Raw genomic sequence first — 26,227 nt, 5'->3', positions numbered from 1 at the left:
TGCTGTGCGCGGAGGGCGGGCGTCGTTCCCCCTGTGGCAGGGGCGCCGGCTGGGCGTACAGCAGCGGCCTATTCTTCCACGTCCCTGGGCCTGCGCCAAAATCGGCCGCCGGGTTCGGGGGCCCAGCCGAGGATGGAGAGGGTTTCGCGGTCCTTCTTGTCGAAGGCCGTCGCCTCGCAGCGTTCGATCAGGTCGGGCCGGTGCTGGGCGGTGCGCTTGAACGCCTCGTCGCGCCGCCAGCGCGCGATCTTGCCGTGGTGGCCGCTGAGCAGCACGTCGGGGATGGCGCGTCCGCGCCACTCGGGCGGCTTGGTGTAGACGGGGCCTTCGAGGAGGTTGGCCATGGCGCCGGGTGCGAAGGAGTCGTCGCGGTGGGACTCGGCGTTGCCGAGGACGCCGGGCAGGAGACGGGCCACCGCCTCGGTGATCACCAGGACGGCCGCTTCGCCGCCGGCCAGGACGTAGTCGCCGATGGACACCTCGTACACGGGGAGCCGGGTGGCGTACTCGTCCATGACGCGGCGGTCGATGCCCTCGTAGCGGGCGGGCGTGAAGATCAGCCAGGGGCGCGTCGAGAGTTTGACGGCGAGTTCCTGGGTGAAGGGGCGGCCGCTGGGCGTGGGCACGACCAGGACGGGGCCGTGGGCGCCCGACTCGTAGCCGTTGGCGAGCGCCTCGTCCAGGCAGTCGCCCCAGGGCTCGGTCTTCATGACCATGCCGGGGCCGCCGCCGTAGGGGGTGTCGTCGACGGTGTTGTGCCGGTCGTACGTCCAGTCGCGCAGGTCGTGGACGTGGACGTCGAGCTGTCCGCGGGCGCGGGCCTTGCCGACGAGGGAGACGTTCAGCGGTTCGAGGTACTCGGGGAAGATGGTGACGACGTCGAGCCGCATCAGTGCGCGTCCTCGGTGGTGCCGGTGTCCTCGGCGTCCTCGTCGTCCCTGGCCGAGGCGATCTCGGCGCGGTCGTCGATGAGGCCGGGCGGCGGGTCGATGACCGCGCGCTGGGCCTCCAGGTCGATCTCGGTGACGATCTGTTCGACGAACGGGATCATGACCTCGGTGCCGTCGGGCCGCTCCACGATGAAGAGGTCCTGCGAGGGCAGGTGGGTGATCTCGGTGATGCGGCCGACCTCGGTGCCGTCGGCGAGCACGACGTCCAGGTCCATGAGCTGGTGGTCGTAGTACTCGTCGGGCTCTTCCGGCAGGGCTTCCGGGTCGACGTCGGCGATGAGGAGGGTGTTGCGCAGGGCTTCGGCGGCGGTGCGGTCGCGCACGCCCTCGAAGCGCAGCAGCAGCCGGCCGCTGTGCACCCGGCCGGTCTCGATGGTCAGCGGGCCCACCGACGCCGGGTCGGTGGTGAGTACGGCGCCGGGGCCGAGCCGCAGCTCCGGCTCGTCGGTGCGCACCTCGACGGTGACCTCGCCCTTGATGCCGTGGGCGCGGCCGATCCGCGCGACTACCAACTGCACGCTTGTTTCTCCTTCGGACAACTGCTGACAGCCGTGGCTCCGGTGCGGCCGCGGCCTTCGTGCTGGTCATGCCTGTCTGGGACTGTCTGGGACTGTCCGGTACCACTATCGCCCGGAATACGACTACGGGCCGGGGTGGGCGAGAAGCCCACCCCGGCCCGAGCCGGCGTATCTAGGTAAAGCGACCCAACTGGTCAGCGGACCTGGTCCACGTCGACGAGGTCGACCCGGATGCCACGTCCACCGATTGCCCCCACGACGGTGCGCAGGGCGCGGGCGGTACGGCCGTTGCGGCCGATCACCTTGCCGAGGTCGTCGGGGTGGACCCGGACCTCCAGCACGCGCCCCCGGCGCAGGTTGCGCGAGGCGACCTGCACGTCGTCGGGGTTGTCGACGATGCCCTTCACGAGGTGCTCGAGAGCCTCCTCGAGCATGCTCAGGCCTCGGTCGACTCGGCGGCGGCCTCGGCCTCGTCCGCCTTCTTCTCGGTCTTCTTCGCCTTCTGGGTGATGGCCTCACCCTTGGCGTCGTCGCCCTCGAGGGTCTTGGCGAAGGCCTCGAAGGAGGCGCGCTTGTCTTCCTTCGGCTCCGGCTGGAGCAGCGGCGCGGGGGCCGGGAGGCCCTTGTGCGCCTGCCAGTCGCCGGTGAGCTTCAGGATGGCGAGGACGGCCTCGGTCGGCTGGGCGCCGACGGACAGCCAGTACTGCGCACGCTCGGCGTTGACCTCGATGCGCGACGGGTTGTACGTCGGGTGGTAGAGACCGATTTCCTCGATCGCGCGACCGTCACGGCGAGTGCGGGCGTCGGCGACGACGATGCGGTAGTGCGGCTGGCGAATCTTGCCGAGGCGCTTGAGCTTGATCTTGACTGCCACTGGAGTGGTGTCTCCTGGTCTTGACGTGGTTGGGCACATGAGATGCCACGTGGGGTTGCGGTACTCGGGTGCCCGATGGACGCGTCAGCCGGAGGCGAGAGGGTTCCTGTGCGGCTGTCGAGTACAGCTAGCCATTGTGCCACACGCCTGGAGTGCGCACGCCGGGGGTCCGTGGGGCACCCCCGGGCGGCCCGCTCCCCCGGACCTCGCCGCCCCTGCCGGCGGCCGGGCCCGGGGTCAGCCCGCCACGGCGACCACCTCGGCCCCTTCCGGGATGCGGAAAGGCTTGCCGCAGCCGCCGCAGACGATGGGCGCCTGGGCGAGCACGGAGGGGACGACGCGAACGTTGCGCCCGCAGTCGCAGACCGCCTTGACCCGCACGCCGCCTCCGGAGGAGCCGTGCCGGGCGGCGGGGCCGCGGAAGGAGCGCTTGGTGTCGGCGGCGGTGGCCACGGTGTGCGCCTTGAGCGCACGCGCCAGCCGTTCGATGGTGGGCCGGTAGCGGCGCCTGGCCTCGGCGTTCAGCGTGACCAGGGAGAAGCCGCTGCTGGGGTGCGGTTCCTCGGGGTGGTCGAGGCCGAGCTCCTCGGCGATCGCCAGAAACCTCCGGTTGTGGTAGCGGCCGGCGCGGGAGGTGTCGCGGACACCGCGGGCGGCGGCAATGCCGTGGACTGCCTCATGGAGCAGTCGCTCGAAGGAGAGCTCGGCGCCACAGGCGGACGACGACTCTCCGATCAGGGACTCGGGCGCGGCAAGGTCCGGCAGCTCGGGGTGGTACCGCTGAATGTCGGCCCACGCCTGTGCCAGCTCTGCGGCGAGAACAGGTGGTGTCGTGCTCACGTCGTGACAACGAGCCGCAGGGCCGCTGTGTTCCTATTCCGGGGCATCCCAAATAATTTGCTCGTACCCGTCAGTTGGCATTGATGCGTGCGGACGAGGGCGGGTGCGCTGATCTGCGGAGAAGGCTCACAGCTCGCACCAAGGTATGACGTAGCGGCGTGTACGCCCCGGCGCGTAGATGACATACACACGCCGGGAACGCGAGGGCCGGCCGGCCCGCAAGGCGGGTTCCGGCCGACTGTGCGCGGCTTGGGCGCCACCGCGTCGGGCCGGGCCGTCCTCAGTAGGAGCGGGCCACGACCGCGACCGTACCGGGTGCGTCGTCGGAGTCGGGCACCGACCCGTCCTCGGCGACCAAGCACCGTACGGAGACGGCCTGTTGGGCGAGTTCGGCCTCGCCCTCGGGGCCGAGCTCGGACCACGGGATGCGCGCCCAGCCGCCGGCGTTGGCCGCCTCGGCGGCCTCGGCGAGGGTGGTGACGTCGCTGGTACGGGACTCGCGGCGCTCGCGGGACTGGCGCAGCAGCAGCGCCTGGTCCTCTTCGAGGACGGTGGGCAGCAGTGCGGCGAGCGACTCGATGGAGACCGCCTCCTTGCCGCCGGGGATGCGGCGGGCCAGCATCGCGGTGCCGGCCTCCAGGTCGCGCGGGCCGATCTCGATGCGTACGGGGACGCCCTTGAGCTCCCAGTCCACGGCGCGGCGGCCGAAGGGGGTGTCGACACGGTCGTCGACCTGGACGCGCAGCCCGGCCGCCTTGAGGCGGTCGCCGAGTTCGCGGACCCTGGTGACGGCCTCGTCGCCCTTGATGGCCATGACGACGACCTGGACGGCGGCGAGCCGGGGCGGCACCCGCAGTCCGTTGTCGTCGCCGTGCGACATGATCAGGCCGCCGACCATGCGGGTGGAGACGCCCCAGGACGTCTGCCAGACGAGTTCCTGCTTGCCGTCCCTGGACAGGTAGTGGGTGTTGAAGGCCTTGGCGAAGTTGGTGCCGAGTTCGTGGCTGGTGCCCATCTGGAGCGCCTTGCCGTCGCCCATCATCCCTTCCAGGGTGAGGGTGTTGATGGCTCCGGCGAAGCGTTCCTTGGCGGTCTTGCGGCCGAGCACGACGTCGATGGCCAGGACGTTGGTCATGAAGTCCGCGTAGACGTCGCGGTGGATGCGCGCGGCGTAGTCGCGGGCGTCCTCGTAGGTGGCGTGGGCGGTGTGCCCCTCCTGCCACAGGAATTCGCTCGTACGGAGGAAGACGCGCGGGCGCATCTCCCAACGGACCACGTTCGCCCACTGGTTGATGAGCAGCGGCAGGTCCCGGTAGCTCTGGACCCACTTCGAGAAGGAAGCGTTGATGATCGTCTCGGAGGTGGGGCGGACCACGACGGGCTCTTCGAGCTCCTTGCCGCCACCGTGGGTGACCACCGCGAGCTCGGGTGCGAAGCCCTCGACGTGCTGAGCTTCGCGAGTCAGGTAAGACTGGGGGATGAAGAGCGGGAAGTAGGCGTTCTGGGCGCCTGCGTCCTTGATGCGTACGTCCATCTCCTGTTGCATCCGCTCCCAGAGGCCGTAACCGTAGGGTCGGATCACCATGGTGCCGCGCACCGGACCGTTGTCCGCGAGCTCGGCCTTGTTGATCAGGTCCTGGTACCAGCGCGGGAAGTCTTCCGCCTGGGGCGTGAGAACGGGTGCCTTGGCCATGGCGCGAATGGTACGGCCCGGCGACGGCGGAGCGTGAATCGCCTTTCGGCCCCGGCCGGCGGGCGGTTGATGGCTCCGCCCTCTGGACGCGGGCCGGGATGCGGAGTTCCCTGGCATACGGGAGCAGTGCGTACGGACATTCACGGGGGGCTGTCAATCAGGGCACAGCTGACCCTTCGGCGGATTGGGGCTCTTTCCATGACACCAACGCTCGTCCGGCATCAGTCCCGCACGGCCTCCGCCCCTCCGGCGGGCACGTCCGAGCGCGCGCGGGACTGGGCGGAGATCCAGGAACGGATGCTGGTCCCCCTCATCGAGGCGGCGTACGACCGGCTCGACGTGGGCCCGGCCACCCGGCTGCTCGGGCTCGGCTGCGGTTCGGGCCTCGGGCTGCTGATGGCCGCCTCGCGCGGCGCGGCGGTGACCGGCGTGGACTGCCCGGAGCGGGCCGCGCGGCTGGCTCTGGCGCGGGAACGGCTGGCGCCGGGGCGTGAGGCCACCTCGGGGCCGGGTGTGACGCGGCTGGTGACGGGCGGCCCGGATGAGGCGGCCGAGCCGGGTGGCGCCCCGTACAACGTGATCACCGCTTTCGAGCCGGTCGGCTGTGCGGCCGGTGACACGGAGGGTCTGGTGCCCGCCCTGGAGGCGGCCGTCGCGCTGGCCGAGCACGGCAGCGCCGTGGTGCTGGCCGGCTGGGGGCCGCCGGAGCGGTGTGCCACCTCGGCGGTGCTGCGGGTGGCGACCCGGCTGACCTCCCGCCTCAATGACGCGCCGCGCTGGCGGCCGAGCCTGCGCGACGATCTGGAGGACGTGGCGGCCCGCGCCGGCCTCAAGCCGGACGGTTCGGGCCGGGTGGCGTGCCCATTCGGCTATGCGGATCTGGACAGTGCGATACGGGGCCTGATGTCGACCGGCGCCTTCGACGCGGCGGCGCGCGCCACCGATCAGGCGCAGGTGGAGAAGGAGCTCGTGGAGGCGCTGCACGGGCATGTGCGGCGCGACGGCACGGTGTGGATGGCGAACGTCTTTCGCTATCTGATCGCGCGTACACCCTGAGGTCCCGGTAACGGCCTTACGGGTCAAGGGAGTTGGGGCCGCCTACGCCGCTCCGTCCGCCCCCGCCTTGGACAGGCGGGGGATGCCGGCCGCGCGGTAGGCGGCCTCCTCCTCCAGCGTCTCGTTGGCGAGCAGCGCTTCGGCGAGGGCGTCCAGCTTGTCGCGGTTGTCGCGCAGCAGGGTGCAGGCCTGGTCGTAGCACTCGTCGACGATGCGGCGCATCTCGACGGCGATGGCGTCGAGGGTGCCGGGCGCGGCCGAGAGCCCGTACGCCTGCTGGGCGTCTGCCGGCAGGGCGGAGAGGGGGCCGATCTTCTCGCTCATGCCCCAGCGGCCGACCATGCCCCGCACGATGGTGGTGACCTGTTCGAGGTCGTTCTCGGCGCCGGTGGTGACGACGTCGAAGACGAGTTGTTCGGCCGCCATGCCGCCGAGCGCCCCGATGACGCGGCCGCGCAGATACTCCTCGGTGTACGCGTACTTGTCGGCGTCCGGGGTGGACAGGGTGACGCCGAGGGCGCGGCCGCGCGGCACGATGGTGACCTTGCGGACCGGGTCGGCGCCGGGCTGGACCATGCCGAGCAGTGCGTGTCCGCTCTCGTGGTAGGCGGTGCGGCGGCGTTCCTCGTAAGGCATCACCAGGGGCCGTTCCGCGCCGAGTTGGACCTTTTCGAGGGCGTCGGAGAGGTCGGACTGGGTGACCTCGCGCTGCTGGCGTTTGACGGCGAACAGCGCCGCTTCGTTGGCGAGGTTGGCGAGGTCGGCGCCGGTCATGCCGGGGGTGGTGCGGGCGACCTGTTCCAGGTCGACGTCGCGGGCCATGGGGATCTCACGGGTGTGGATCTTCAGGATGGCTTCGCGGCCGCCCCGGTCGGGCGGGCTGACGTGGACGATGCGGTCGAAGCGGCCGGGGCGGGTGAGCGCGGGGTCCAGGACGTCCGGGCGGTTGGTGGCGGCCAGCACGATGACGCCTTCGGAGCCGGAGAAGCCGTCCATCTCGGTGAGGATCTGGTTGAGGGTCTGTTCGCGTTCGTCGTGGCCGCCCATGCCGGAGCCGCCGCCGCGGGCCCGGCCGATGGTGTCGATCTCGTCGATGAAGACGATGGCGGGGGCCACCTTGCGGGCCTCGGCGAACAGTTCGCGTACGCGCGAGGCGCCCACGCCCACGATCATCTCGATGAACTCGGAGGCCGACGCGGAGAAGAACGGCACGCCCGCCTCCCCCGCGACGGCCCGCGCGAGCAGCGTCTTGCCGGTGCCGGGCGGGCCCGCGAGCAGCACGCCGCCGGGCATGCGGGCCCCCATCTCGTGGTAGGCGCCGGGGTTCTTGAGGAAGTCGACGACGTCGTTGAGTTCGCCCTCGACCTCGTCGATGCCGGCCACGTCCTCGAAGGTGGTGCGCTTGACGCCGGCCATCTCGACGGGCTGGGGCGGGGTCTTGCGGCCGAGCATCCCGCCGGCGCCGCCGCCCATGCCGGCGCTCATGCGGCGGGCGATGAACAGCCACAGCACGACGAGCAGCAGCATCGGGGCGAGCGAGATGAGGAGGTTGGCGAGGAAGCTGCGGTGTTCGACGACGGGTTCGGCGGTGACGGTGACGTTCTGCTTGGTGAGCTGCGACCACAGGTCGTCGTCGGCGAAGGTGGGGCGCTGGGTGGTGAACTTGGTGTAGTCGCCGCTGCCGTCGCCGGAGGGGACGGGGGCCTTGTTCTTGAGCTGGCCCTGGATGGCGTCGCCCTTGGCGTAGATCTTGGAGACGTTGCCGGCCGTGACCTGCTTGCTGAACTCGGTGTACGAGACGGTGGGCTCGTCGCCGTCGTTGAAGAACGACAGGATCAGATTGGTGATCAGGTAGACGATCAGCGCGGTGAGGATCAGCCGGCCCCAGCCGCCGGGCATCTTCTTCTTCGGCGCGGGCGGCGGCGGTGCCCCTTCGGAGCGCCACGGCTGGTCGGGGCGGTCGCGCGGGGGTACGGAAGTGGGCACGTGCTCTCCTCTTGGCCGGTACGCGCCATTATTGGAGACCCGTACAGAGACAGCATTCCGGGCGGGCCTGACGGGGCGTGGGCCCGGCCCCGCACATGGAGGGGGCGCCCACCGGTCCTGCCGGGGGCGCCCCATCCGCGCTGTCACGGGTGATCGGCCCGCGAGGAAAGCTGCCGCGTGCGGTCAGCCCATGAACTTCTTGAACTCGTCGGGCAGCTCGAAGTTCTTCTGCTCCTCGGCGCTCGGCAGCCCGAGCGCACCGCCCTGCGCCTTGCGCTCGGCGGCCGCGGCCTCCTCGGCCTTGCGCTTCATCGGGTTGCCGCTCTTGCGCTTGCCCTTGCCCTGCTTGATCTGCTTCTTCTGCCGGCCGGGCCCGCCACCCATGCCCGGGATCCCCGGCATGCCCGGCATGCCGCCGCCCTGGGCCATCCGGGACATCATCTTGCGGGCGTCGAAGAACCGCTCGACGAGGTTCTTGACGGCGCTGACCTCGACGCCGGAACCCTTGGCGATACGGGCGCGGCGCGAGCCGTTGATGATGGTCGGGTCGTGGCGCTCGCCCGGGGTCATCGACTTGATGATGGCCGCGGTGCGGTCCACGTCCCGCTCGTCGATGTTGTTGATCTGGTCCTTGATCTGCCCCATACCGGGCAGCATGCCGAGCAGCTTGGAGATGGAGCCCATCTTGCGGACCTGCTCCATCTGGGCCAGGAAGTCGTCGAGCGTGAAGTCCTTCCCGCCCTTGCTGGACGCCAGCTTGGAGGCCATCTTCTCGGCCTCGGCCTGGCTGAAGGTCTTCTCCGCCTGCTCGATCAGGGTGAGCAGGTCACCCATGTCGAGGATGCGGGACGCCATCCGGTCCGGGTGGAAGGCGTCGAAGTCCTCCAGCTTCTCGCCGTTGGAGGCGAACATGATCTGCTTGCCCGTGACGTGGGCGATGGAGAGGGCCGCGCCACCGCGGGCGTCGCCGTCGAGCTTGGAGAGGACCACGCCGTCGAAGCCGACGCCGTCGCGGAAGGCCTCCGCGGTGTTGACCGCGTCCTGGCCGATCATGGCGTCGACGACGAAGAGGACCTCGTCGGGGCTGACGGCGTCGCGGATGTCCGCGGCCTGCTGCATCAGCTCCTGGTCGATGCCGAGGCGTCCGGCGGTGTCGACGACGACCACGTCGTACTGCTTGGCGCGGGCGAATTCGAGGGAGTCCTTGGCGACCTTGACCGGGTCGCCGACGCCGTTGCCCGGCTCCGGCGCGTAGACCGCGACACCGGCGCGCTCGGCGACGACGCTGAGCTGGTTGACGGCGTTGGGGCGCTGGAGGTCACAGGCCACCAGGAGCGGGGAGTGGCCCTGCCCCTTGAGCCACTTGCCGAGCTTTCCGGCGAGGGTGGTCTTACCGGCACCCTGGAGGCCCGCGAGCATGATCACGGTCGGCGGGTTCTTGGCGAACCGCAGCCGACGGGTCTCGCCGCCGAGGATGCCGATGAGCTCCTCGTTGACGATCTTGATGACCTGCTGGGCGGGGTTGAGGGCCTGGGAGACCTCGATGCCGGACGCGCGCTCCTTGACCTGCTTGATGAAGGCGCGGACTACGGGCAGCGCGACGTCGGCCTCGAGCAGCGCGATGCGGATCTCGCGCGCCGTGGCGTCGATGTCCGCCTCGCTCAAGCGTCCTTTGCCCCGGAGGTTCTTGAACGTCGCACTCAGGCGGTCGGAAAGGGTATCGAACACGGTGGTCGCGGGTCCTCGGCTCGTGGGGCGGTCGGGTGAACGGACCCCAGGGTATCCCGGAAGGATGGCCGTGCGCGGGGGCGCCCGCGGGGGGCGTCCCCCGTGGGGTGGCCGTCAGGCGGGCCCGGAGGCGGCTCCCAGCGCCGACTCCACCCGCGAGGCCACCCCGGCCGCCTCCCCCGCGCCCAGCGCCGCGCCCTGCGCGTCCGTCACATAGAAGGCGTCCACGGCGTTGGAGCCGAGCGTCGAGACATGCGCGGAACGCACCCGTACACCCGCCGACTCCAGGGCGTGGCCGATGCGGTGCAGGAGGCCGGGGGCGTCCTGGGCGCGGACCTCGATGACGGTGGCGTGCCGGGAGGCCGAGGGGGCCACCCGCACCCGGGGCGGCGGGGCCTGGGCGCCGCGTCGGCGGGGGTAGGCCGCCTCGCGTTCGGCGAGCCGGGCCTCGATGTCGAGGAAGCCCGCGAGCGCCCGCACGAGGTCGGCCCGCAGCCGGGCCGCCTGCGGCAGGGAGCCGTAGGCGGCGGCCACCCGCCAGTCCAGGAGCAGGACCGAACCGCCGACCGGGTCGGGGAGTTCGACGGTCCGCAGATCGGCGGCGCGCACGGTGAGGCGGTGCAGGGCGAGCACGCCGGCCGTGAGGGGCAGCACGCCCGGCTGGTCGGGGACGGCGACCAGGAGTTCCACGCCGAGGGGTTCGTGTTCCTGCGACGCGTCGGTGCGGGCGCGCAGGGAGAGGACGGGTCCCGCGGTGCGGTGGGCCTCGATGGCGAGGCGTTCCTGCTCGGCGGTGATGTCCGCGGGTTCGGGGTCGGCGGGCTGCCCCGCGAGGACCGCCGAGGCCCGTTTGACCAGGTCGGTGACGAGCGAGCCGCGCCAGGAGGACCAGGCGGCGGGGCCGGTGGCCAGCGCGTCCGCCTCGGTGAGGGCGTGCAGCAGCTCCAGGGTTCCGGTCGAGCCGACCGCTTCGGCGACCGCGCGCACGGTCGCCGGGTCGTCGAGGTCGCGCCGGGTCGCGGTCTCGATGAGCAGCAGGTGATGGCGTACGAGGGTGGCGATGACGACCACGTCGGCGGCGGAGAAGCCGATGCGGGCGGCGACGTCGCGGGCGATGGTCTCGCCGGCCACCGAGTGGTCGCCGGGCCAGCCCTTGCCGATGTCGTGGAGGAGGGCGGCGACCAGAAGCAGGTCGGGGCGGTGCACCCGCCGGGTGAGGTGGGAGGCGCGGACGGCGGTCTCGACGAGGTGGCGGTCGACGGTCCAGGTGTGCACGGCGTTGCGCTGGGGCCGGCAGCGTACGCGTTCCCAGTCGGGCAGCAGGGCGGTGATGAGCCCCTCCGCTTCGAGGGCCTCCCAGACGGGGACGGTGGAGTCGCCCGCGCCGAGCAGGGTGACGAGCTGTTCGCGGGCCTCCGCGGGCCAGGGTGTGGGCAGGGGCCGGGCCGCGGCGGCCAGCCGGCGCACCGCGTGCAGCGAGATGGGCAGGCCCGCCTGGGCCGCGGCCGCGGCGGCGCGCAGCGGCAGGGCGGGGTCCTTCTCGGGGCGGGCGGTCAGCGCGAGCACGACCTCGCCGTCCTGCTCGACGACGCCCTCGGCGAGCGGGGTGCGTTCGGGGGCGCCGGTGCGGCCGCCGAACAGCCGGCTCAGACGGGGCCGGGCGGAGCGGGCGCGCAGTACGCGGCCGACCTCGCGCCAGGTGACGTCGCCGGCGTAGGAGATGACGCGGGCCGACTCCGATACCTGACGGAGCATCACATCGGCGTCCAGGAGCCCCAGTTCGGCCGCGACGGCGTCCTGTTCCTGGAGGGCGAGGCGGTCGGTGGCGCGGCCGGTGCACAGGTGCAGCGCGTCGCGCACGTCCAGGAGGCGGCGTCCGGCGTCGGCGAGGCCCTCCCGGGGGGCGTCCGCGAGCCAGGAGGCGGCGACCGCGCGCAGGGCGGTCGCGTCCCGCAGCCCGCCCCTGGCCTCCTTGAGGTCGCCTTCCAGGAGGTACTGCAACTCGCCCTGGCGCTGCGCCCGTTCACGGCACATCTCGTCGAGTTCGGGCAGCCGTCGCGGGGCGAGGTTGCGCCAGTCGGCGAGGACGGTGGTGCGCAGGGCGGAGGTGAGGGCGAGGTCTCCCGCGACATGGCGGGCGTCCAGGAGGCCGAGCTGCACCTTGAGGTCCTCGCCCGCCGTCCTGCGGGCCTCGGCGGGGGTGCGCACCGAGTGGTCGAGGGCGACGCCGAGGTCCCACACCGGGTACCAGACGCGGTCGGCGAGCAGGGAGAGCGCCCCGGCGTCGGCCCGCCCGTCGTGCAGGAGCAGCAGGTCGAGGTCGCTGCGCGGGGAGAGTTCACCGCGCCCGTAGCCGCCGACCGCGACCAGGGAGGCGCCGGTGACCCCGGCCTCCTGGGCGGCGGCGGTGAACAGTTCGGCCAGCCAGTGGTCGGTCAGCTCCGCGAGGGCCGTACGGCGCGGCGGCCCGGACCGCCCCTTCTCGGTGAGAAGGCGCAGCCGGGCCGCCGCGTAGCCGCCGGGCTCGGAGTCGCCGTCGTTGGATTCCTTGTGCACATCAACGCTCGTCACCCAGTAGCTCCTTGCCTACAGCGCGTCGGGTCCGCGCTCGCCGGTACGGACCCGCACCGCGGTCTCGACGGGCACGCTCCACACCTTGCCGTCGCCGATCTTTCCGGTGTGGGCGGCCTTGACGACGACCTCGATCAGCTCCTCCGCGTCGCCGTCCTCGACCAGGACCTCTATGCGGATCTTGGGTACGAGGTCGACGGTGTACTCGGCGCCGCGGTAGACCTCGGTGTGGCCGCGCTGGCGCCCGTATCCGCTGGCCTCGGTGACGGTCAGACCGTGGACGCCGAAGGCCTGGAGGGCCTGCTTGATCTCGTCGAGCCGGTGCGGCTTGACGACCGCCGTGATGAGCTTCATGCGTCCACCTTCTTGTTCGCTGCCACGTCGCCCGGGACCGCCACGGTCCTGCGGGGGGCGGTGCCGCCGCCCGCGCCACTGAAGTCGTACGCCGTCTCGGCGTGCTCGACCTGGTCGATGCCGGAGATCTCGTCGTCCTCGGGGACCCGCATCCCGATCGTCTTGTCGAGGGCGAGGGCGAGGACCGCGGAGACCACCAGGGAGTAGCCGAGGACCGCGCCCACCCCGAGGGCCTGCTTGCCGAGCTGGTCGAGGCCGCCTCCGTAGAAGAGGCCCTTGGCGGTGGACTGTACGCCGCCGGTGGCGAAGAGGCCGACGAGCAGGGAGCCGGTGATGCCGCCGACCATGTGGACGCCGACGACGTCGAGCGAGTCGTCGAATCCGAAGCGGTACTTGAGGTTGATCGCCATGGCGCACAGGACGCCCGCGATGACACCGATCGCTATGGCGCCCAGCGGGCTGACACAGCCGCCCGAGGGCGTGATGGCGACCAGGCCCGCGACGGCGCCGGAGGCCGCGCCGAGCGTGGTGAAGGAGCCGTGGCGGAGCTTTTCGTAGAGCAGCCAGGCGAGCATGGCGGCGGCGGTGGCGACCTGGGTGTTGACGAACATCACGGCGCCCACGCCGTCGTCGTTGCCGAGCCAGGAGCCGGCGTTGAAGCCGAACCAGCCGAACCACAGCAGACCCGCGCCGAGCATGACCAGCGGCAGGCTGTGCGGCCGCATGGGGTCCTTCTTGAAGCCGACGCGCTTGCCGATCACCAGGATCACGCCGAGGGCGGCCGCACCCGCGTTGATGTGCACGGCGGTGCCGCCGGCGAAGTCGATGACGCCCTTCTTGAAGAGCCAGCCGTCCGAGGCCCACACCCAGTGCGCGACGGGGAAGTAGACGACGGTGACCCACAGCGCGGTGAACAGCGCCCAGGCGGTGAACTTGACGCGGTCGGCGAGCGCTCCGCTGATGAGGGCGGGCGTGATCACCGCGAACATCAACTGGAAGACCGCGAAGACGTAGACCGGGATGCTGTAGCCGGGCCAGAGCTGGACCAGGCCGATGCCGCTGAGCCCGAAGTAGTCCTTGGACCAGCCGATGAAGCCGTTGCTCTCGCCGAAGGCCAGGCTGAATCCGTAGAGCACCCACAGGATCGTGACGATGCCGAGGCTGATGAAGCTCATCATCAGCATGTTCAAGGTGCTCTTGACGCGGACCATGCCTCCGTAGAAGAAGGCGAGCCCGGGCGTCATGATCATCACCAGTGCCGAGCAGATCAGCATGAATCCGGTGTTGGCGCTGGACAGCTGGGGAGCGTCAGCTGCGAGCGTGATGCCTGGAGGCATCGGCGTCTCCTCGTCGTCGGTACGACCCGTGCGGGGGGCGTTACTCGGGCGGGAACTGGCTGGAGGCCGGTTATGCGCCCTGAGGTTGTCCCAGCGCGGTTTCGGTCGATGCCGCTCGATGTTTCGCCGCAGTGACGAAGGAGGCGGGCGTGTTACGCGCCCGTGAACTGCCGGATCGGCGCGGGCGCGGCCCCTACCATCCGGGGCGCCGCCCATGAGGACCGGCCGCGACGCCACCCGCTCGACCTGGCGTGGGGGAGCCGAGTCGGGCTGAACGGGGTGTGTCGCGGCCGGGGTGTGGGGGCCGCCGCCGGGGCCGGCGGGCGGCCGGTGCCTCAGACGGCCTCGGCCGTCTCGGGCAGTTCCCTGCTGAGCAGATCCGTCATCCGGACCACCTCGGCGACGTCCGAGAAGTCCCGCGCGGCGGTGTCGACGGTCTTGCGCAGCCGGGTGTTGACCCGCTCGGAGCGGACCCGCTTGGCGACCCTGAGGGCCTGCTCGGCCAGCACGGTCGACTGCTCGGGCTCCCGCTTGAGCAGGTGCACGGTGGCCATGCCGATGAGGTTCAGGGCGTAGGAGCGCTGGTGCTCCTCGTCCTTGCCGAACAGGGCGACGGCCTGCTCCATGACGGGCTCGGCGAGGGAGGCGTAGGTGGGGCTGCGGCCCGCCACATAGGCGAGGTCGCGGTAGGAGTGGGCGTTCTCCCCGTTGAGCTCGGCCTCGGAGAAGAAGCGGATCCAGTCGGGCTCCGGCTCGCCGTCGAGCCCGGCGTCGCCGAAGGTGTCCTCGGCCATCCGGACGGCCCGTTTGGTCTTGCTGGGCTGGCCCATGTTGGCGTAGGCGCGGGCCTCCATCGCATACAGCATGGCCTGGGTGCGGGCGGTGGCGCAGTCGCGGCTGCCGTACTGGGCGAGGTGGATGAGTTCCAGGGCGTCGTCGGGCCGGCCCAGGTGGATCATCTGGCGGCTCATGGAGGACAGGATGTACGAGCCCAGCGGCTTGTCGCCCGCCTCCTTGGAGGCGTGCAGGGCGAGCACGAAGTACTTCTGGGCGGTGGGCTGGAGGCCGACGTCGTAACTCATCCAGCCCGCGAGCTCGGCGAGTTCGGCGGCGCACTGGAAGAGGCGCTTGGCGGTGGCGGCGGGCTGGGGTTCCTGGAGCAGGTCGGTGACCTCGTGGAGCTGGCCGACCACGGCCTTGCGGCGCAGTCCCCCGCCGCACTGGGCGTCCCACTGGCGGAACATGGCGGTGGTGGATTCGAGCAGTTCCAGTTCGGGCTTGGAGAGCCGGGAGGGGCGCCGGGCGCTCGCGGCGGTCTCGGGGGGGCCGGGCTCGCTGCTGAGCGAGGGCACCAGCCAGCGCTGCATGGGCTCGATCAGGGAGGGCCCGGCGGCCAGCATCAGCGAGGTGCCGAGGAAGCCGCGCCGGGCGAGCATCAGGTCGCTGCGGGAGAACTCGCTGAGCAGGGAGACCGTTTGGGGACCGGCCCAGGGCAGGTCGACGCCGGACACCGACGGCGACTGGTGGGCCTGGCGCAGGCCCAGGTCCTCGATGGCGACGACGCTGCCGAAGCGCTCGGAGAACAGCTCCGAGAGGATCCGGGGAATCGGCTCGCGCGGCATCTCGCCGTCGAGCCAGCGGCGCACCCGTGAGGTGTCGGTGCTGATGTGGTGCGCGCCCATCTGGCGTGCCCGCCGGTTCACCTGCCGCGCCAGCTCGCCCTTCGACCAGCCGCTGCGTACGAACCACGAACTCAGCTGCTCGTTGGGGCGCTTTCCGGCGCTCGTCCCGCTAGCCCCACTGCCGCCCACTGGAACGCCCCCAATCCGCTGAAGCCTCATGTGCGTCGGTTGTGCATCGATTGCGCGAACCCCTATCAGGATGCAGCTAGTTGGGCTCCCTGTCCCGCGGTTGCACCCGTCCGGACGGTAAACCCGCTTGCCTCCGGCATACCCGCGGGTGCGTACACCCCCGAGGTCCGTGTACCGACGGTAATCCTACGATCACCCGTCCAGCCATGGCGATTCCAGAAACGCCACCATTCGCCACCCCTTCGAATGAACTCCCCTGCTGCCGGGCGCGATTCACTTGACACATGACGATCAGCGTCGGGTGGAGCGGAGTGAGCCGGGGCGCGCGGCGCACATCGCACCACCTCTTTCACGACCGTGTCCGACCTGGCGGGGACGGAAAGTGACGGGAAAACTCCGGATCGTCACGACTACGTCACTGGCGTCGTAACCACCGACGCGGCACACCCGTTGGAGGGGGCATGGGCTTCACGATCGGCGGCAGCCGGGGGATCAGGGAGACCGGGCCCGGCTCTTGGCGCCGCGGCCGCTCCGCGCGTACGACCCGCACGAGCGAGGCCACCGTGGTGGCCGAGTACACCGGCCTGTGGGGCTGGGACGTCGCACCGGGCGCCCGCGCCCTCAACGGCGAGTGCTCCTGCGGCAGTTCCTCCTGCCCGGCGCCGGGCGCGCATCCGCTCGAATTCCTGCCGGAGGTGTCCGCCGGGGCCACCCTCGACGAGGTGACCCGGGCGTGGTCGCGATGTCCCGGCGCGGCGGTGCTGCTGCCGGTCGGGCGGACCTTCGACGTCCTGGACGTGGCGGCCGCGGCCGGGCGTCGCGCCCTGGTGCGCCTTGAGCGGATGGGGCTTCCGCTGGGCCCGGTCTCGACGACGCCTCAGGGGCGCACCCACTTCTATGTCGCCCCGGGCGCCTCGGCCGAACTCCCCCGGCTGCTCTACCGGATGGGCTGGGACGACGCGGTCCTGGACCTGCGCTGCCCGCCGCGCGGCAGCCATGTGCCGGCACCTCCGTCGGGCGATGTGCGCTGGCTGCGGCCGCCGTCCCTGGACACCGCGACCCGGCCGCCCGAGGCCCGCCTCCTGCTGGGCACGCTGGCGTACATCTGTCACCGGTCAGCGGCCTGACAGAACAATCGCCCCGCCGCACCTCTTCGGTGCGGCGGGGCGATCGTGCGCGGACGGGTTGGCGTCAGTCGCCGATGAGGGCGTCGACGAACGCCTCCGGCTCGAACGGCGCCAGGTCGTCCGCGCCCTCGCCGAGCCCGACGAGCTTGACGGGGACGCCCAGTTCGCGCTGGACGGCGATGACGATGCCGCCCTTGGCGGTGCCGTCCAGCTTGGTCAGGACGATGCCGGTGATGTCGACGACCTCGGCGAACACCCGGGCCTGGACCAGGCCGTTCTGTCCGGTGGTGGCGTCGAGCACGAGCAGCACCTCGTCCAGCGGGCCGTGCTTCTCGACGACGCGCTTGACCTTGCCGAGCTCGTCCATGAGGCCGGTCTTGGTGTGCAGCCGGCCCGCGGTGTCGATGAGGACGACGTCGGCTCCCTCGGCGATGCCTTCCTTGACGGCGTCGAAGGCGATCGAGGCGGGGTCGCCGCCCTCGGGGCCGCGCACGGTGCGGGCGCCCACGCGCTCGCCCCAGGTCTGGAGCTGGTCGGCGGCGGCGGCGCGGAAGGTGTCGGCCGCGCCGAGGACGACGGACTTGCCGTCGGCGACCAGGACGCGGGCGAGCTTGCCGGTGGTGGTGGTCTTGCCGGTGCCGTTGACGCCGACGACCATCACGACGCCGGGGACGGTCTCGCCGCCCTCCGTCTTGACCTCGCGGTCGAAGTCGGTGCCGAGCAGGTTGAGGAGTTCCTCGCGCAGCAGGGTGCGCAGCTCCTCTGGGGTGCGGGTGCCGAGCACCTTGACGCGCTCGCGGAGCCGGTCGACCAGCTCCTGGGTGGGCGCGACGCCGACGTCGGCGGTCAGCAGGGTGTCCTCGATCTCCTCCCAGGTGTCGTCGTCGAGGTGCTCGCGGGAGAGCAGGGTGAGCAGTCCCTTGCCGAGCGAGTTCTGCGAGCGGGCGAGGCGGGCCCGCAGCCGGACGAGGCGGCCGGCCGTCGGCTCGGGGACGTCCAGCGCCGGGACCTCGGGGGCGGCCGGTTCCTCGACGAGGACCGGGGCGGCGGGCGCCTCGGGGAGGCCGACCTCCTCGATGGTGCGGCGCGGCTCCTGAGCCGTCTCCGCGGCGTCCTCACCGACCTGAGGTTCGGCGGGCGGGGCTGTGATGGTCGGCGTGCTCGGCGGTGCGGTGGGCGGCAGCTGCTTCTTCTTGCGGCTGCTGACCACGAGCCCGCTGATCGCGCCGACCGCGACCAGGGCGATGACTACAGCAAGGATGACGAATTCCATAACCGTCCCAGTATCGGGTATGGGCCCCGTCCGCACCCGGTTTGTGCGTTCCTCCGAGTACGGAAGGGAACTATGGGGCAGGTGTCGGACTAAAGTACGATAGAGCTGGCCGCATCAACGCGCGTAGAGTCCCCTTCGACCATCCCCACCGGCTCAGCGTCGAGCCGAGCGAGAGGCACGGAACTCCACCCCCATGAACACTGGCACCACCGACGAACCGCAGAGCGCCCTGGAAACACGCGGCCTTGAGCCCGTGCCGGACGCGGAGCGCACCGCGAGAACCCGCGAGCTGTTTCCCACCTGGGTCGCCGCGAACATCAGCGTGCTGCTGCTCACCATGGGCGCGAGCCTCGTCGTCGCGTACAAGCTGAACTTCTGGCAGGCGCTCGTGGTCGCCGTGGCCGCGCCCATCGTCTCGTACGGCCTGGTCGGGCTCATCGGGATCGCGGGCAAGCGCGGCGGTGCCCCCGGCATGGCGCTGTCGCGCGCGGTGTTCGGCCAGCGCGGCAATCTGCTGCCCGGTTCACTGATCTGGGTGGCGCGCTGGGGCTGGGAGACCATCAACGCGGTGACCGGCGCCTACGCGGTGCTGACCGTGCTCGACATCCTCTTCGGGATCAAGAGCAACACGTTCCTGATCATCGTCACCCTCGCCGTCTTCGTGGTCATCACCTTCGCGATCTCGGGCCTCGGCATCCATGTCGTGCAGAAGTGCAACAAGTACGCGACGTTCCTGTTCGGCGGGTTCTCGGTCCTGGTCCTGGTCTACCTGGTCATGAACACCCACTGGTCCGCGGTCTTCGACCAGCCGGCCGGCAAGACCTCGCTGATGGTCGCGGGCACCGGCATGATCGCCGCCGGTGGCGTGAGCTGGATCCCCTCCGCGCCCGACTTCGCCCGCTACCTGCCGCGCACCGCCTCCGCCAGGGCGATCGTGGGCAACTCCATCGGCGGCGCCGGGATCGTCGTGCTGCCCATGGTCCTGATGGGCGCCGTCATGGCCGTCTCCACGCCGGACCTCGCCTCGGCCGCCGACCCGGTGTCCTTCCTCGGCGAGATCCTGCCGATGTGGATCGCGGTGCCGTATCTGCTGATCGCCCTGGTGGGCATGCTGCTGATCAACTCGATGTCGATGTACTCGGCGGGCTTCACCGCGCAGACCCTCGGCTTCAAGATCCCCCGGCACTGGGCGGTCTCCGTCAACGCGGTCATCTCCCTGGTGTTCGGCGGCATCCTGATGCTGGTCGCGACCAGCTTCATGGGCTCCTTCATCGCCTTCCTGTCGCTGCTCGCCGTCGCGTTCTCGGCCTGGGTCGGCGTGTTCGGCGCGGACATGCTGCGCCGCACCGAGTACGACGCCAAGGCGCTGCTCGACACGACCCGTACCAGCGCCTACTGGTACAAGGGCGGCTTCTCCCCCGCCGCCGTCATCGCCTGGGCGGTCGGCCTGGTCGGCGGCCTGATGTTCACCACCTCCGACTGGTTCACCGGGCCGCTGTCCGCGAACAACCCGATCGGCGAGTACGGCCTCGGCTGGGTCGCCACCATCGTGATCTCCGGGCTGCTCTACCTCGCCCTGCCCAAGCCGGCCGTGGTGCCCGCCGAGCCCTCCGAGGAAGCCAACTCCCCCGAGACCCTGGCCGTCTGACGCCTCGTCAGCTACCGTCCCCCTTCGCCCGGGGTTCTTCGGAACCCGCCCGGCGGAGGGGGATTTCCCATGCCGTTCACGGTCGTACGCATGAACCTGGTGGACCCGGACGCCACCGCCCAGTCGCTGTCCGCCCGCTACCGGGCGGCCCTGGAGATGGCGGCGTACGCCGACGACCGGGGCGTCGACACCGTGCAGACCGAGGAGCACCACGGCACGGACAACAACTGGCTGCCCTCCCCGTTCGCCTTCGCGGGCGCGGTCTTCGGCGCCACCCGCCGCATCGTGGTGACGGTCTCGGCGATCATCGGGCCGCTGTACGACCCGCTGCGTCTGGCCGAGGACATCGCGGTGCTCGACCTGGTGAGCGGCGGCCGTCTGGTGACGGTCTCGGGGATCGGCTACCGGCCGGCCGAGTACGAGCGGCAGGGCGTGGAGTGGGGCCGGCGCGGCAAGCTCCAGGACGAGCTGCTCGAAACGCTCCTGAAGGCGTGGAGCGGCGAGGAGTTCACCTTCCGGGGGCGCCGTGTACGGGTCACTCCGCGCCCCTTCACCGAGCCGCACCCGATGCTGCTCGTCGGCGGCTCGTCACGGGCCGCCGCCCATCGCGCGGCCCGGCTGGGGCTGCCTTTCTTCCCGAGCGCGCATCTGCCGGAGCTGGAGGCGTACTACGACGAGAAGCGCGCCGAGTACGGCACCGAGGGCTTCTGCATGATGCCGGCGGAGCGGACGCCGCTGCTGCACATCAGCGAGGACCCGGACCGCACCTGGGCCGAGTACGGCGAGCACTTCCTGCACGAGGCGCGGATGTACGCGTCGTGGCAGTCCAAGGACATCCGCTCGGCGGTGAAGTCCGCGGCCACCTCGGTGGCGGAGCTGCGCGCGGAGGGCGTCTACCGGATCGTGACGCCCGAGGAGTGTGCGGCCCTCGCCGCCGACAGCCTGGTCCTGCACCCGCTGTGCGGCGGAATGCCCGTCGACGAGGCCTGGCAGAGCCTGCATCTGTTCTGCGAACGGGTGCTGCCCGCGCTGTGATGGCGGGCCGCCGCCGTGGAGGGACGCGAATGCCCGACCGCCCCGGCTCGATGGCGAGCCGGGGCGGTCGGGTGAGAGGAGGGGGGCAGCGGGGTTTAGCCCATCTCCTCCAACGCCTTGCCCTTGGTCTCCTTGACGTACTTGAGCACGAAGGGGACCGAGAGCGCGGCGAAGATCGCGTAGATGACGTACGTGCCCGACAGGTTCCAGTCCGACAGGCTCGGGAAGCTGGCGGTGATGGCCCAGTTGGCGATCCACTGGGCGGCGGCGGCCACGCCGAGGGCGGCGGCGCGGATCCGGTTGGGGAACATCTCGCCGAGGAAGACCCAGACCACCACGCCCCACGACAGGGCGAAGAAGAGCACGAAGACGTGGGCGGCGATCAGTGCCACCACGCCCTGGGTGTTGGGGAGCTTGCCGTCCACCAGGTGCGCGGAGAACGCCCAGGCCTCGACGGCGAGCGCGACCGCCATGCCGATGGAGCCGACCAGGGCGAGCGGCTTGCGGCCGACCCGGTCGACGAGCACCATCGCGATCACGGTGCCGATGATGTTGATGATCGACGTGGTGAACGAGTAGAAGAACGAGCCGGACGGGTCGATGCCGACGGACTGCCACAGCGTCGAGGAGTAGTAGAACGCGACGTTGATGCCGACGAGCTGCTGAAAGACCGAGAGGCCGATGCCGACCCAGACGATGGGCAGGAAGCCCCACTTGGAGCCGAGCAGGTCCTTGAAGGACGACTTGTGCTCGGAGCGCATGGCGTGCTCGATCTCGGCGACGCGGGCGTCCAGGTCGACGCCCTTGCCCTCGACGTCGGCGAGCACCTTCTTGGCGTCGGCGTCGCGGCCCACCGAGATGAGGAAGCGCGGCGACTCGGGGATGGCGAAGGAGAGCAGCCCGTACAGGACGGCCGGGATGACCATCACGCCGAGCATGACCTGCCAGGCCTCGATGCCCAGGAGCTTGCCGCGCTGGTCGCCGTCGGCGGCGTTGAGGATGCCCCAGTTCACGAGCTGGGAGATGGCGATGCCGATGACGATGGCGGCCTGCTGGAAGGAGCCGAGCCGGCCGCGGTAGGCGGGCGGGGCGACCTCGGCGATGTAGGCCGGGCCGATGACCGAGGCCATGCCGATGGCGAAGCCGCCGATGATCCGCCAGAAGGCGAGGTCCCAGAGCGCGAACGGCAGGGCCGAGCCGATGGCGCTGATGGTGAAGAGGGCCGCCGCGATCTGCATGCAGCGGATGCGGCCGATGCGGTCGGCGATGCGGCCCGCGGTCGCGGCGCCGATCGCGCAGCCGATCAGGGCGATGGCGATGACCTGGGCGAGCGTCCCCGAGCCGATGGAGTACCGGTCGCGGATCGCCTCTACGGCGCCGTTGATCACGGAACTGTCGTAGCCGAAGAGGAAGCCGCCCATCGCGGCCGCCGCCGTGATGAAGATGACATGGCCGAGGTGGTCCGGGGCGGTGTGGCCGCCTCCGGACGCCTGTGCCTGCGCGGTACTGGTCACGTGTACTCCTGGGGCCGCCCGGCAGCGTCGCCGGGCGTGAGGGGACTCTTCCAAGTGGCGCACAACTTCCGGTCACCCACCACTTGAAGGTAAAAGCAACGTTGCAGAGACTATGCCTTCAAGTTTCGAAGTCAATACCTGTTCGCTTGTGAATTTGCAGGCATGACGCGCCGGGTGATGTTCAAGTCTTGAACGAGCAAGATCAGCCCGAAGATCGCGGACGCGCGCGGTGGGCTCAGCGCAGCCGCTGGCTGATGACCTTGGAGACGCCGTCGCCCTGCATCGAGACGCCGTACAGCGCGTCGGCGACCTCCATGGTCCGCTTCTGGTGCGTGATCACGATGAGCTGCGAGGACTCCTGGAGCTCCTGCATGATCCGGATCAGCCGCTGGAGGTTGGTGTCGTCGAGCGCGGCCTCGACCTCGTCCATCACATAGAACGGGCTGGGCCTGGCCTTGAAGATGGAGACCAGCAGCGCCACCGCGGTCAGCGAGCGCTCGCCGCCCGAGAGCAGCGAGAGGCGCTTGACCTTCTTGCCCGGCGGGCGCGCCTCGACGTCGATCCCGGTGGTGAGCATGTTGGACGGGTCGGTCAGGATGAGCCGTCCCTCGCCGCCCGGGAAGAGCCGCGAGAAGACGCCCTCGAACTCCCGCGCCGTGTCCCGGTAGGCCTCGGTGAAGACCTGCTCCACCCGCTCGTCCACCTCCTTCACGACTTGAAGGAGGTCGCCCCGGGTCTTCTTGAGGTCTTCCAGCTGCTCGGAAAGGAACTGGTGGCGCTCCTCCAGGGCCGCGAACTCCTCAAGGGCGAGCGGGTTGACCTTTCCGAGCTGCTGGTACGCCCGTTCGGCTGCCCTGAGCCTCTTCTCCTGCTCGGCCCGTACGTACGGGACCGGCTGGTTGCGCGGGTGGGCGGGGTCATCCGGCACCTCCTCTCCCTCGGCGGGCGGGGCGGGGGCCACCGGCTGGTCGGGCCCGTACTCGGCCACGAGCCCGGCCGGCTCGACCCCCAGCTCCTCCAGCGCCTTGGTCTCCAGCTGCTCGATCCGCAGCCGCTTCTCCGCTCCTAGTACCTCGCCGCGGTGAACTGAATCGGTCAGCTTGTCGAGTTCTGCCTTGAGATCCCGGCCGGCCCCCCGGGCCGCGGTCAGCTCCGCCTCGCGCTCGGCCTTCGCCGACTCGGCCCCGGCCCGCTCCCGCTCGGCCCGCGCCAGCGACACCTCGACGTGGGCGAGCAGGGTGCGGGCGCCGGACGCCACGGCTCGGGCGACGGCCACCTCCTGGCGCAGCCGGGCGCGCCGCTGCTCGGCCCGGGCGCGCGCCTCGCGCTCCGCCCTGGCCCCCCGGTCGAGCGCCTCGGCCCGCCCGGCGAGCGCCTTGACGCGCTCCTCGTGGGTACGGGCCTGGAGGCGGGCCTCCATCTCGGTCTGGCGGGCGTTGGCGCCGTCGGCCGCGAGCCGGTCGCGCACCGAGGTGTCGGGCTCCTCCTCGACCGGCATCTCCTCGGCGACCAGCAAACGCTCGGCCAGCTCCTCGGCCTCTTCCTTCGCCTTCTCCAGTGCTTCCTGGGCGCGGGCGGCCGCGGCCGCCGTCCGCTCGGCCTCCCCCGCCGCGCCCCTGGCCTGCCCGGCGAGCCGTCCGAGCTGCTGGGCGACCGAGGAGGCGGCCTTCTCGGCAACCCGCCTGCGCTCCCCCAACTCCTCGACCCGCGCGGCCAGTTGGGCGCGCCGCTCCCCCGCGACCCGCTGGGCCTCGGCCAGCTCCTGGCAGCGTACGGCGAGGCCGGCGAGGTGGGCCGCGGCCTCGTCGACGGAGGCCTGGACCTCCAGGAGGCTGGGCGCGCCGGCCGAGCCGCCGTGGGCGAAGTGGGCGCCGAGCACATCGCCCTCGGCGGTGACGGCGGTCAGCGCGGGCCGGGCGTAGACGAGGTCTTCGGCGTCCTCCAGGGTGGCGACCACCACCACGTCGCGCAGCAGGCGCCGCACCGCCGGCATCAGCTCGGCGGGCCCGTGGACGAGGTCGGCGGCGCGGGGCGGGCCGTCACCGCGGGCGGGGCGGGCGCCCTCGTCCACGGGGGCGCCGCTCAGGAGCAGGGCCGCGCGGCCGGCGTCCTGCTTGCGCAGCATCCGGATGGCTTCGGCGGCCGAGGAGGGCCCGGACACCGCGATCGCGTCGGCGGCGACGCCCAGCGCGGCGGCGAGCGCCGTCTCGTGGCCCGGGGTCACGGTGAGCAGTTCGGCGGCGGGGCCCAGCAGCCCGGCCAGGGCGTCGCGGGCGTCGAGCAGCGCGCCCGTGCCGTCCTTGCGGCGCAGCCCGAGCGCCAGGGCGTCGTGCCGGGCGGCGACGGCGGCGCGTTCGCGCTCGGCGGCGGTGACCTCATCGCGGGCGGCGCCGAGCGCGGCCTCGGCCCCGGCGAGCTCCCGCCGGGCCGCCTCGTGGGCCTCGGCCAGCTCGGTGTCCTCGGCTTCGAGGCCGTCCACCTCGGCCTTGAGCTGCTCGTACTCCCCCTGAGCGGCGGCGGCCCGCTCGCCGGCCTCGTCGCGCGCTGCGGCCAGCCGGTCGATCTCGGCCTGCGCGGAACCGGCCCTGCCGCGCGCGGCGTCGACCTGGCCGCGCAGCCGGGCGAGGCCCTCGCGCCGGTCCGCGATGGCCCGGGCCACATCCTTCAAACGGCGTTCCTCGACGGCGAGTTCCCGTTCCAGTTCGGCGCGGTGGGCGGCGGTGTCCTCCAGGGCGTGCTCGGCCGCTTCGAGCGCGGCCTCCAGCTCGGCCTCCTGTTCGCGGATCCGGGCGGCCTCGCGCTCCATGTCCTCCGGTTCGCGTCCGCGCCGCTCCTCGACGGGCTGGGCGCTCGCGCTGGTGACCCGGGCCTCGGCCAGCGAGATCGTGCCGCGTACCCGCTCGGCGAGCTGGGACAGCTCGTACCAGGTCTGCTGGGCGCGCTGGAGCCGCGGCGCCAACTGGCGTACCTGCTCCTCCAGTTGGGCCTCGCGGGCGAGGGCCGCCTTGAGGTCCGCCTCGGCGCCCTCCTTGCGGCGCAGCAGTTCGGCCTCGTCGGCGATCTCGGCGCTGAGCGCCTCTCGCAGCGTCACGAGGTCGTCGGCGAGCAGCCGGAGCCGGGCGTCGCGCAGATCGGCCTGGATGACGGCGGCGCGGCGGGCGACGGCGGCCTGGCGGCCGAGCGGTTTGAGCTGGCGGCGCAGTTCGTCGGTGAGGTCCTGGACGCGGGCGAGGTTGGCCTTCATCGCGTCCAGCTTGCGCAGCGCCTTCTCCTTGCGCTTGCGGTGCTTGAGGACGCCGGCGGCCTCCTCGATGAAGGCGCGGCGCCCCATCGGGTCGGCGTGCAGGACGGAGTCGAGCTGGCCCTGTCCCACGATCACGTGCATCTCGCGGCCGATGCCGGAGTCGGAGAGCAGTTCCTGGATGTCGAGGAGCCGGCAGGTGTCGCCGTTGATCTGGTATTCGCTGCCGCCGTTGCGGAACATGATCCGCGTGATGGTGACTTCGGCGTATTCGATGGGCAGCGCGCCGTCGGAATTGTCGATGGTGAGGGAGACTTCGGCGCGGCCCAGCGGGGGGCGGCCGGTCGTCCCGGCGAAGATGACGTCCTCCATCTTTCCGCCGCGCAGCGACTTGGCGCCCTGCTCGCCCATCACCCAGCTCAGCGCGTCCACGACATTGGACTTGCCGGATCCGTTGGGGCCCACCACGCAGGTGATGCCCGGCTCGAACTTCAGCGTGGTCGCGGACGCGAAGGATTTGAATCCGCGCAGGGTGAGGGCCTTGAGGTGCACGCCGCCGGACTCTACCTTTCGCTCCCGGTTTCGCCCAGGAAGGTGCAGGGCAGATCAGACCGTGGGAGAAAGGCGGTCGGCCCGGGTGTACCGGGTTCGGGTGTACCGGGTGGAAAGAA

General features: G+C 71.5%; 19 protein-coding genes. 4 read left to right on the top strand and 15 right to left on the bottom strand.

The window, feature by feature from the left end; all coding sequences use genetic code 11:
* Window positions 1-68 precede the first annotated feature (68 nt).
* From trmD to proS, 6 genes are all read right to left on the bottom strand, one after another.
* Window positions 69-890, bottom strand: coding sequence for a tRNA (guanosine(37)-N1)-methyltransferase TrmD (gene trmD / locus N4G70_RS33110; protein WP_261716476.1), 822 nt, complete (start codon window positions 888-890; stop codon window positions 69-71).
* Entirely contained in the window at window positions 890-1,468 is a 579-nt protein-coding gene (gene rimM, locus N4G70_RS33105; protein ID WP_261716475.1) for a ribosome maturation factor RimM, read from the bottom strand. The genes trmD and rimM overlap by 1 nt, the downstream gene beginning before the upstream one ends.
* A 194-nt stretch (window positions 1,469-1,662) precedes the next feature.
* On the bottom strand, window positions 1,663-1,902 hold the full coding sequence (locus N4G70_RS33100) for an RNA-binding protein (protein ID WP_005311361.1): 240 nt from the start codon (window positions 1,900-1,902) through the stop codon (window positions 1,663-1,665).
* A 2-nt stretch (window positions 1,903-1,904) separates the two neighbouring features.
* The gene (rpsP, locus tag N4G70_RS33095) at window positions 1,905-2,342 is read right to left on the bottom strand and encodes a 30S ribosomal protein S16 (RefSeq protein WP_120721151.1); all 438 of its coding nucleotides are present in this window, start codon (window positions 2,340-2,342) and stop codon (window positions 1,905-1,907) included.
* Between the two features lie 237 nt (window positions 2,343-2,579).
* Window positions 2,580-3,182 (bottom strand): hypothetical protein, encoded by a 603-nt coding sequence (locus N4G70_RS33090; RefSeq protein ID WP_261716474.1) that lies wholly within the window; start codon window positions 3,180-3,182, stop codon window positions 2,580-2,582.
* A 280-nt stretch (window positions 3,183-3,462) separates the two neighbouring features.
* Window positions 3,463-4,875 (bottom strand): proline--tRNA ligase, encoded by a 1,413-nt coding sequence (proS, locus tag N4G70_RS33085; RefSeq protein ID WP_261716473.1) that lies wholly within the window; start codon window positions 4,873-4,875, stop codon window positions 3,463-3,465.
* Window positions 4,876-5,073: 198 nt separating this feature from the next.
* On the opposite strand from proS, the gene N4G70_RS33080 reads away from it, so the two are divergent.
* Entirely contained in the window at window positions 5,074-5,931 is an 858-nt protein-coding gene (locus N4G70_RS33080) for an SAM-dependent methyltransferase (RefSeq protein ID WP_261716472.1), read from the top strand.
* A 42-nt stretch (window positions 5,932-5,973) separates the two neighbouring features.
* Here the strand turns inward: N4G70_RS33080 and ftsH are convergent, their stop codons facing one another.
* The 6 genes from ftsH to N4G70_RS33050 all read right to left on the bottom strand — a co-directional run bounded on the left by ftsH (window position 5,974) and on the right by N4G70_RS33050 (window position 15,718).
* Window positions 5,974-7,830, bottom strand: coding sequence for an ATP-dependent zinc metalloprotease FtsH (gene ftsH / locus N4G70_RS33075; protein ID WP_261716488.1), 1,857 nt, complete (start codon window positions 7,828-7,830; stop codon window positions 5,974-5,976).
* 270 nt (window positions 7,831-8,100) lie between these two features.
* On the bottom strand, window positions 8,101-9,645 hold the full coding sequence (ffh, locus tag N4G70_RS33070; protein WP_261716471.1) for a signal recognition particle protein: 1,545 nt from the start codon (window positions 9,643-9,645) through the stop codon (window positions 8,101-8,103).
* A gap of 114 nt (window positions 9,646-9,759) precedes the next feature.
* The gene (locus N4G70_RS33065) at window positions 9,760-12,216 is read right to left on the bottom strand and encodes a [protein-PII] uridylyltransferase (protein WP_261716470.1); all 2,457 of its coding nucleotides are present in this window, start codon (window positions 12,214-12,216) and stop codon (window positions 9,760-9,762) included.
* Window positions 12,217-12,231: 15 nt separating this feature from the next.
* Entirely contained in the window at window positions 12,232-12,570 is a 339-nt protein-coding gene (locus N4G70_RS33060) for a P-II family nitrogen regulator (RefSeq protein ID WP_120721158.1), read from the bottom strand.
* Window positions 12,567-13,907 carry an ammonium transporter gene (locus N4G70_RS33055; protein WP_261716469.1) on the bottom strand — a complete coding sequence of 447 codons (1,341 nt, stop codon included), beginning with the start codon at window positions 13,905-13,907 and terminating at the stop codon, window positions 12,567-12,569. The genes N4G70_RS33060 and N4G70_RS33055 overlap by 4 nt, the downstream gene beginning before the upstream one ends.
* A 335-nt stretch (window positions 13,908-14,242) precedes the next feature.
* Window positions 14,243-15,718, bottom strand: coding sequence for a hypothetical protein (locus tag N4G70_RS33050; RefSeq protein WP_261716468.1), 1,476 nt, complete (start codon window positions 15,716-15,718; stop codon window positions 14,243-14,245).
* A gap of 461 nt (window positions 15,719-16,179) precedes the next feature.
* Between N4G70_RS33050 and N4G70_RS33045 the strand changes: the two genes are divergently transcribed.
* Entirely contained in the window at window positions 16,180-16,845 is a 666-nt protein-coding gene (locus tag N4G70_RS33045) for a bifunctional DNA primase/polymerase (RefSeq protein ID WP_261716467.1), read from the top strand.
* A gap of 64 nt (window positions 16,846-16,909) precedes the next feature.
* Here N4G70_RS33045 and ftsY read toward each other — a convergent pair whose 3' ends face one another.
* Window positions 16,910-18,118 (bottom strand): signal recognition particle-docking protein FtsY, encoded by a 1,209-nt coding sequence (gene ftsY, locus N4G70_RS33040; protein ID WP_261716466.1) that lies wholly within the window; start codon window positions 18,116-18,118, stop codon window positions 16,910-16,912.
* A gap of 193 nt (window positions 18,119-18,311) precedes the next feature.
* On the opposite strand from ftsY, the gene N4G70_RS33035 reads away from it, so the two are divergent.
* Together N4G70_RS33035 and N4G70_RS33030 are read left to right on the top strand one after the other, a co-directional pair.
* Window positions 18,312-19,766 carry a cytosine permease gene (locus tag N4G70_RS33035; RefSeq protein WP_261716465.1) on the top strand — a complete coding sequence of 485 codons (1,455 nt, stop codon included), beginning with the start codon at window positions 18,312-18,314 and terminating at the stop codon, window positions 19,764-19,766.
* A gap of 69 nt (window positions 19,767-19,835) precedes the next feature.
* On the top strand, window positions 19,836-20,801 hold the full coding sequence (locus tag N4G70_RS33030; protein WP_261716464.1) for an LLM class flavin-dependent oxidoreductase: 966 nt from the start codon (window positions 19,836-19,838) through the stop codon (window positions 20,799-20,801).
* 95 nt (window positions 20,802-20,896) lie between these two features.
* Here N4G70_RS33030 and N4G70_RS33025 read toward each other — a convergent pair whose 3' ends face one another.
* Window positions 20,897-22,315 carry a sugar porter family MFS transporter gene (locus tag N4G70_RS33025; RefSeq protein ID WP_261716463.1) on the bottom strand — a complete coding sequence of 473 codons (1,419 nt, stop codon included), beginning with the start codon at window positions 22,313-22,315 and terminating at the stop codon, window positions 20,897-20,899.
* A gap of 235 nt (window positions 22,316-22,550) precedes the next feature.
* Window positions 22,551-26,108, bottom strand: coding sequence for a chromosome segregation protein SMC (gene smc, locus N4G70_RS33020; protein ID WP_261716462.1), 3,558 nt, complete (start codon window positions 26,106-26,108; stop codon window positions 22,551-22,553).
* Between the last annotated feature and the right edge of the window lie 119 nt (window positions 26,109-26,227).

This window comes from Streptomyces sp. ASQP_92, assembly GCF_025399895.1.
Lineage (GTDB): Bacteria > Actinomycetota > Actinomycetes > Streptomycetales > Streptomycetaceae > Streptomyces.
The sequence above is the reverse complement of the archived record's forward strand: the minus strand, read 5'-3'. Positions and strand labels throughout refer to the sequence as shown.

Bases quoted from the DNA above. Each gene is read 5' to 3' on its own strand.
- N4G70_RS33035 (WP_261716465.1), top strand. From the start codon at position 18,312: ATGAACACTGGCACCACCGACGAACCGCAGAGCGCCCTGGAAACACGC.
- ftsY (WP_261716466.1), bottom strand. From the start codon at position 18,118: ATGGAATTCGTCATCCTTGCTGTAGTCATCGCCCTGGTCGCGGTCGGC.
- proS (WP_261716473.1), bottom strand. From the start codon at position 4,875: ATGGCCAAGGCACCCGTTCTCACGCCCCAGGCGGAAGACTTCCCGCGC.
- ftsH (WP_261716488.1), bottom strand. From the start codon at position 7,830: ATGCCCGGCGGCTGGGGCCGGCTGATCCTCACCGCGCTGATCGTCTAC.
- N4G70_RS33060 (WP_120721158.1), bottom strand. From the start codon at position 12,570: ATGAAGCTCATCACGGCGGTCGTCAAGCCGCACCGGCTCGACGAGATC.
- N4G70_RS33045 (WP_261716467.1), top strand. From the start codon at position 16,180: ATGGGCTTCACGATCGGCGGCAGCCGGGGGATCAGGGAGACCGGGCCC.
- N4G70_RS33100 (WP_005311361.1), bottom strand. From the start codon at position 1,902: ATGCTCGAGGAGGCTCTCGAGCACCTCGTGAAGGGCATCGTCGACAAC.
- N4G70_RS33055 (WP_261716469.1), bottom strand. From the start codon at position 13,907: ATGCCTCCAGGCATCACGCTCGCAGCTGACGCTCCCCAGCTGTCCAGC.
- N4G70_RS33080 (WP_261716472.1), top strand. From the start codon at position 5,074: ATGACACCAACGCTCGTCCGGCATCAGTCCCGCACGGCCTCCGCCCCT.
- N4G70_RS33030 (WP_261716464.1), top strand. From the start codon at position 19,836: ATGCCGTTCACGGTCGTACGCATGAACCTGGTGGACCCGGACGCCACC.
- trmD (WP_261716476.1), bottom strand. From the start codon at position 890: ATGCGGCTCGACGTCGTCACCATCTTCCCCGAGTACCTCGAACCGCTG.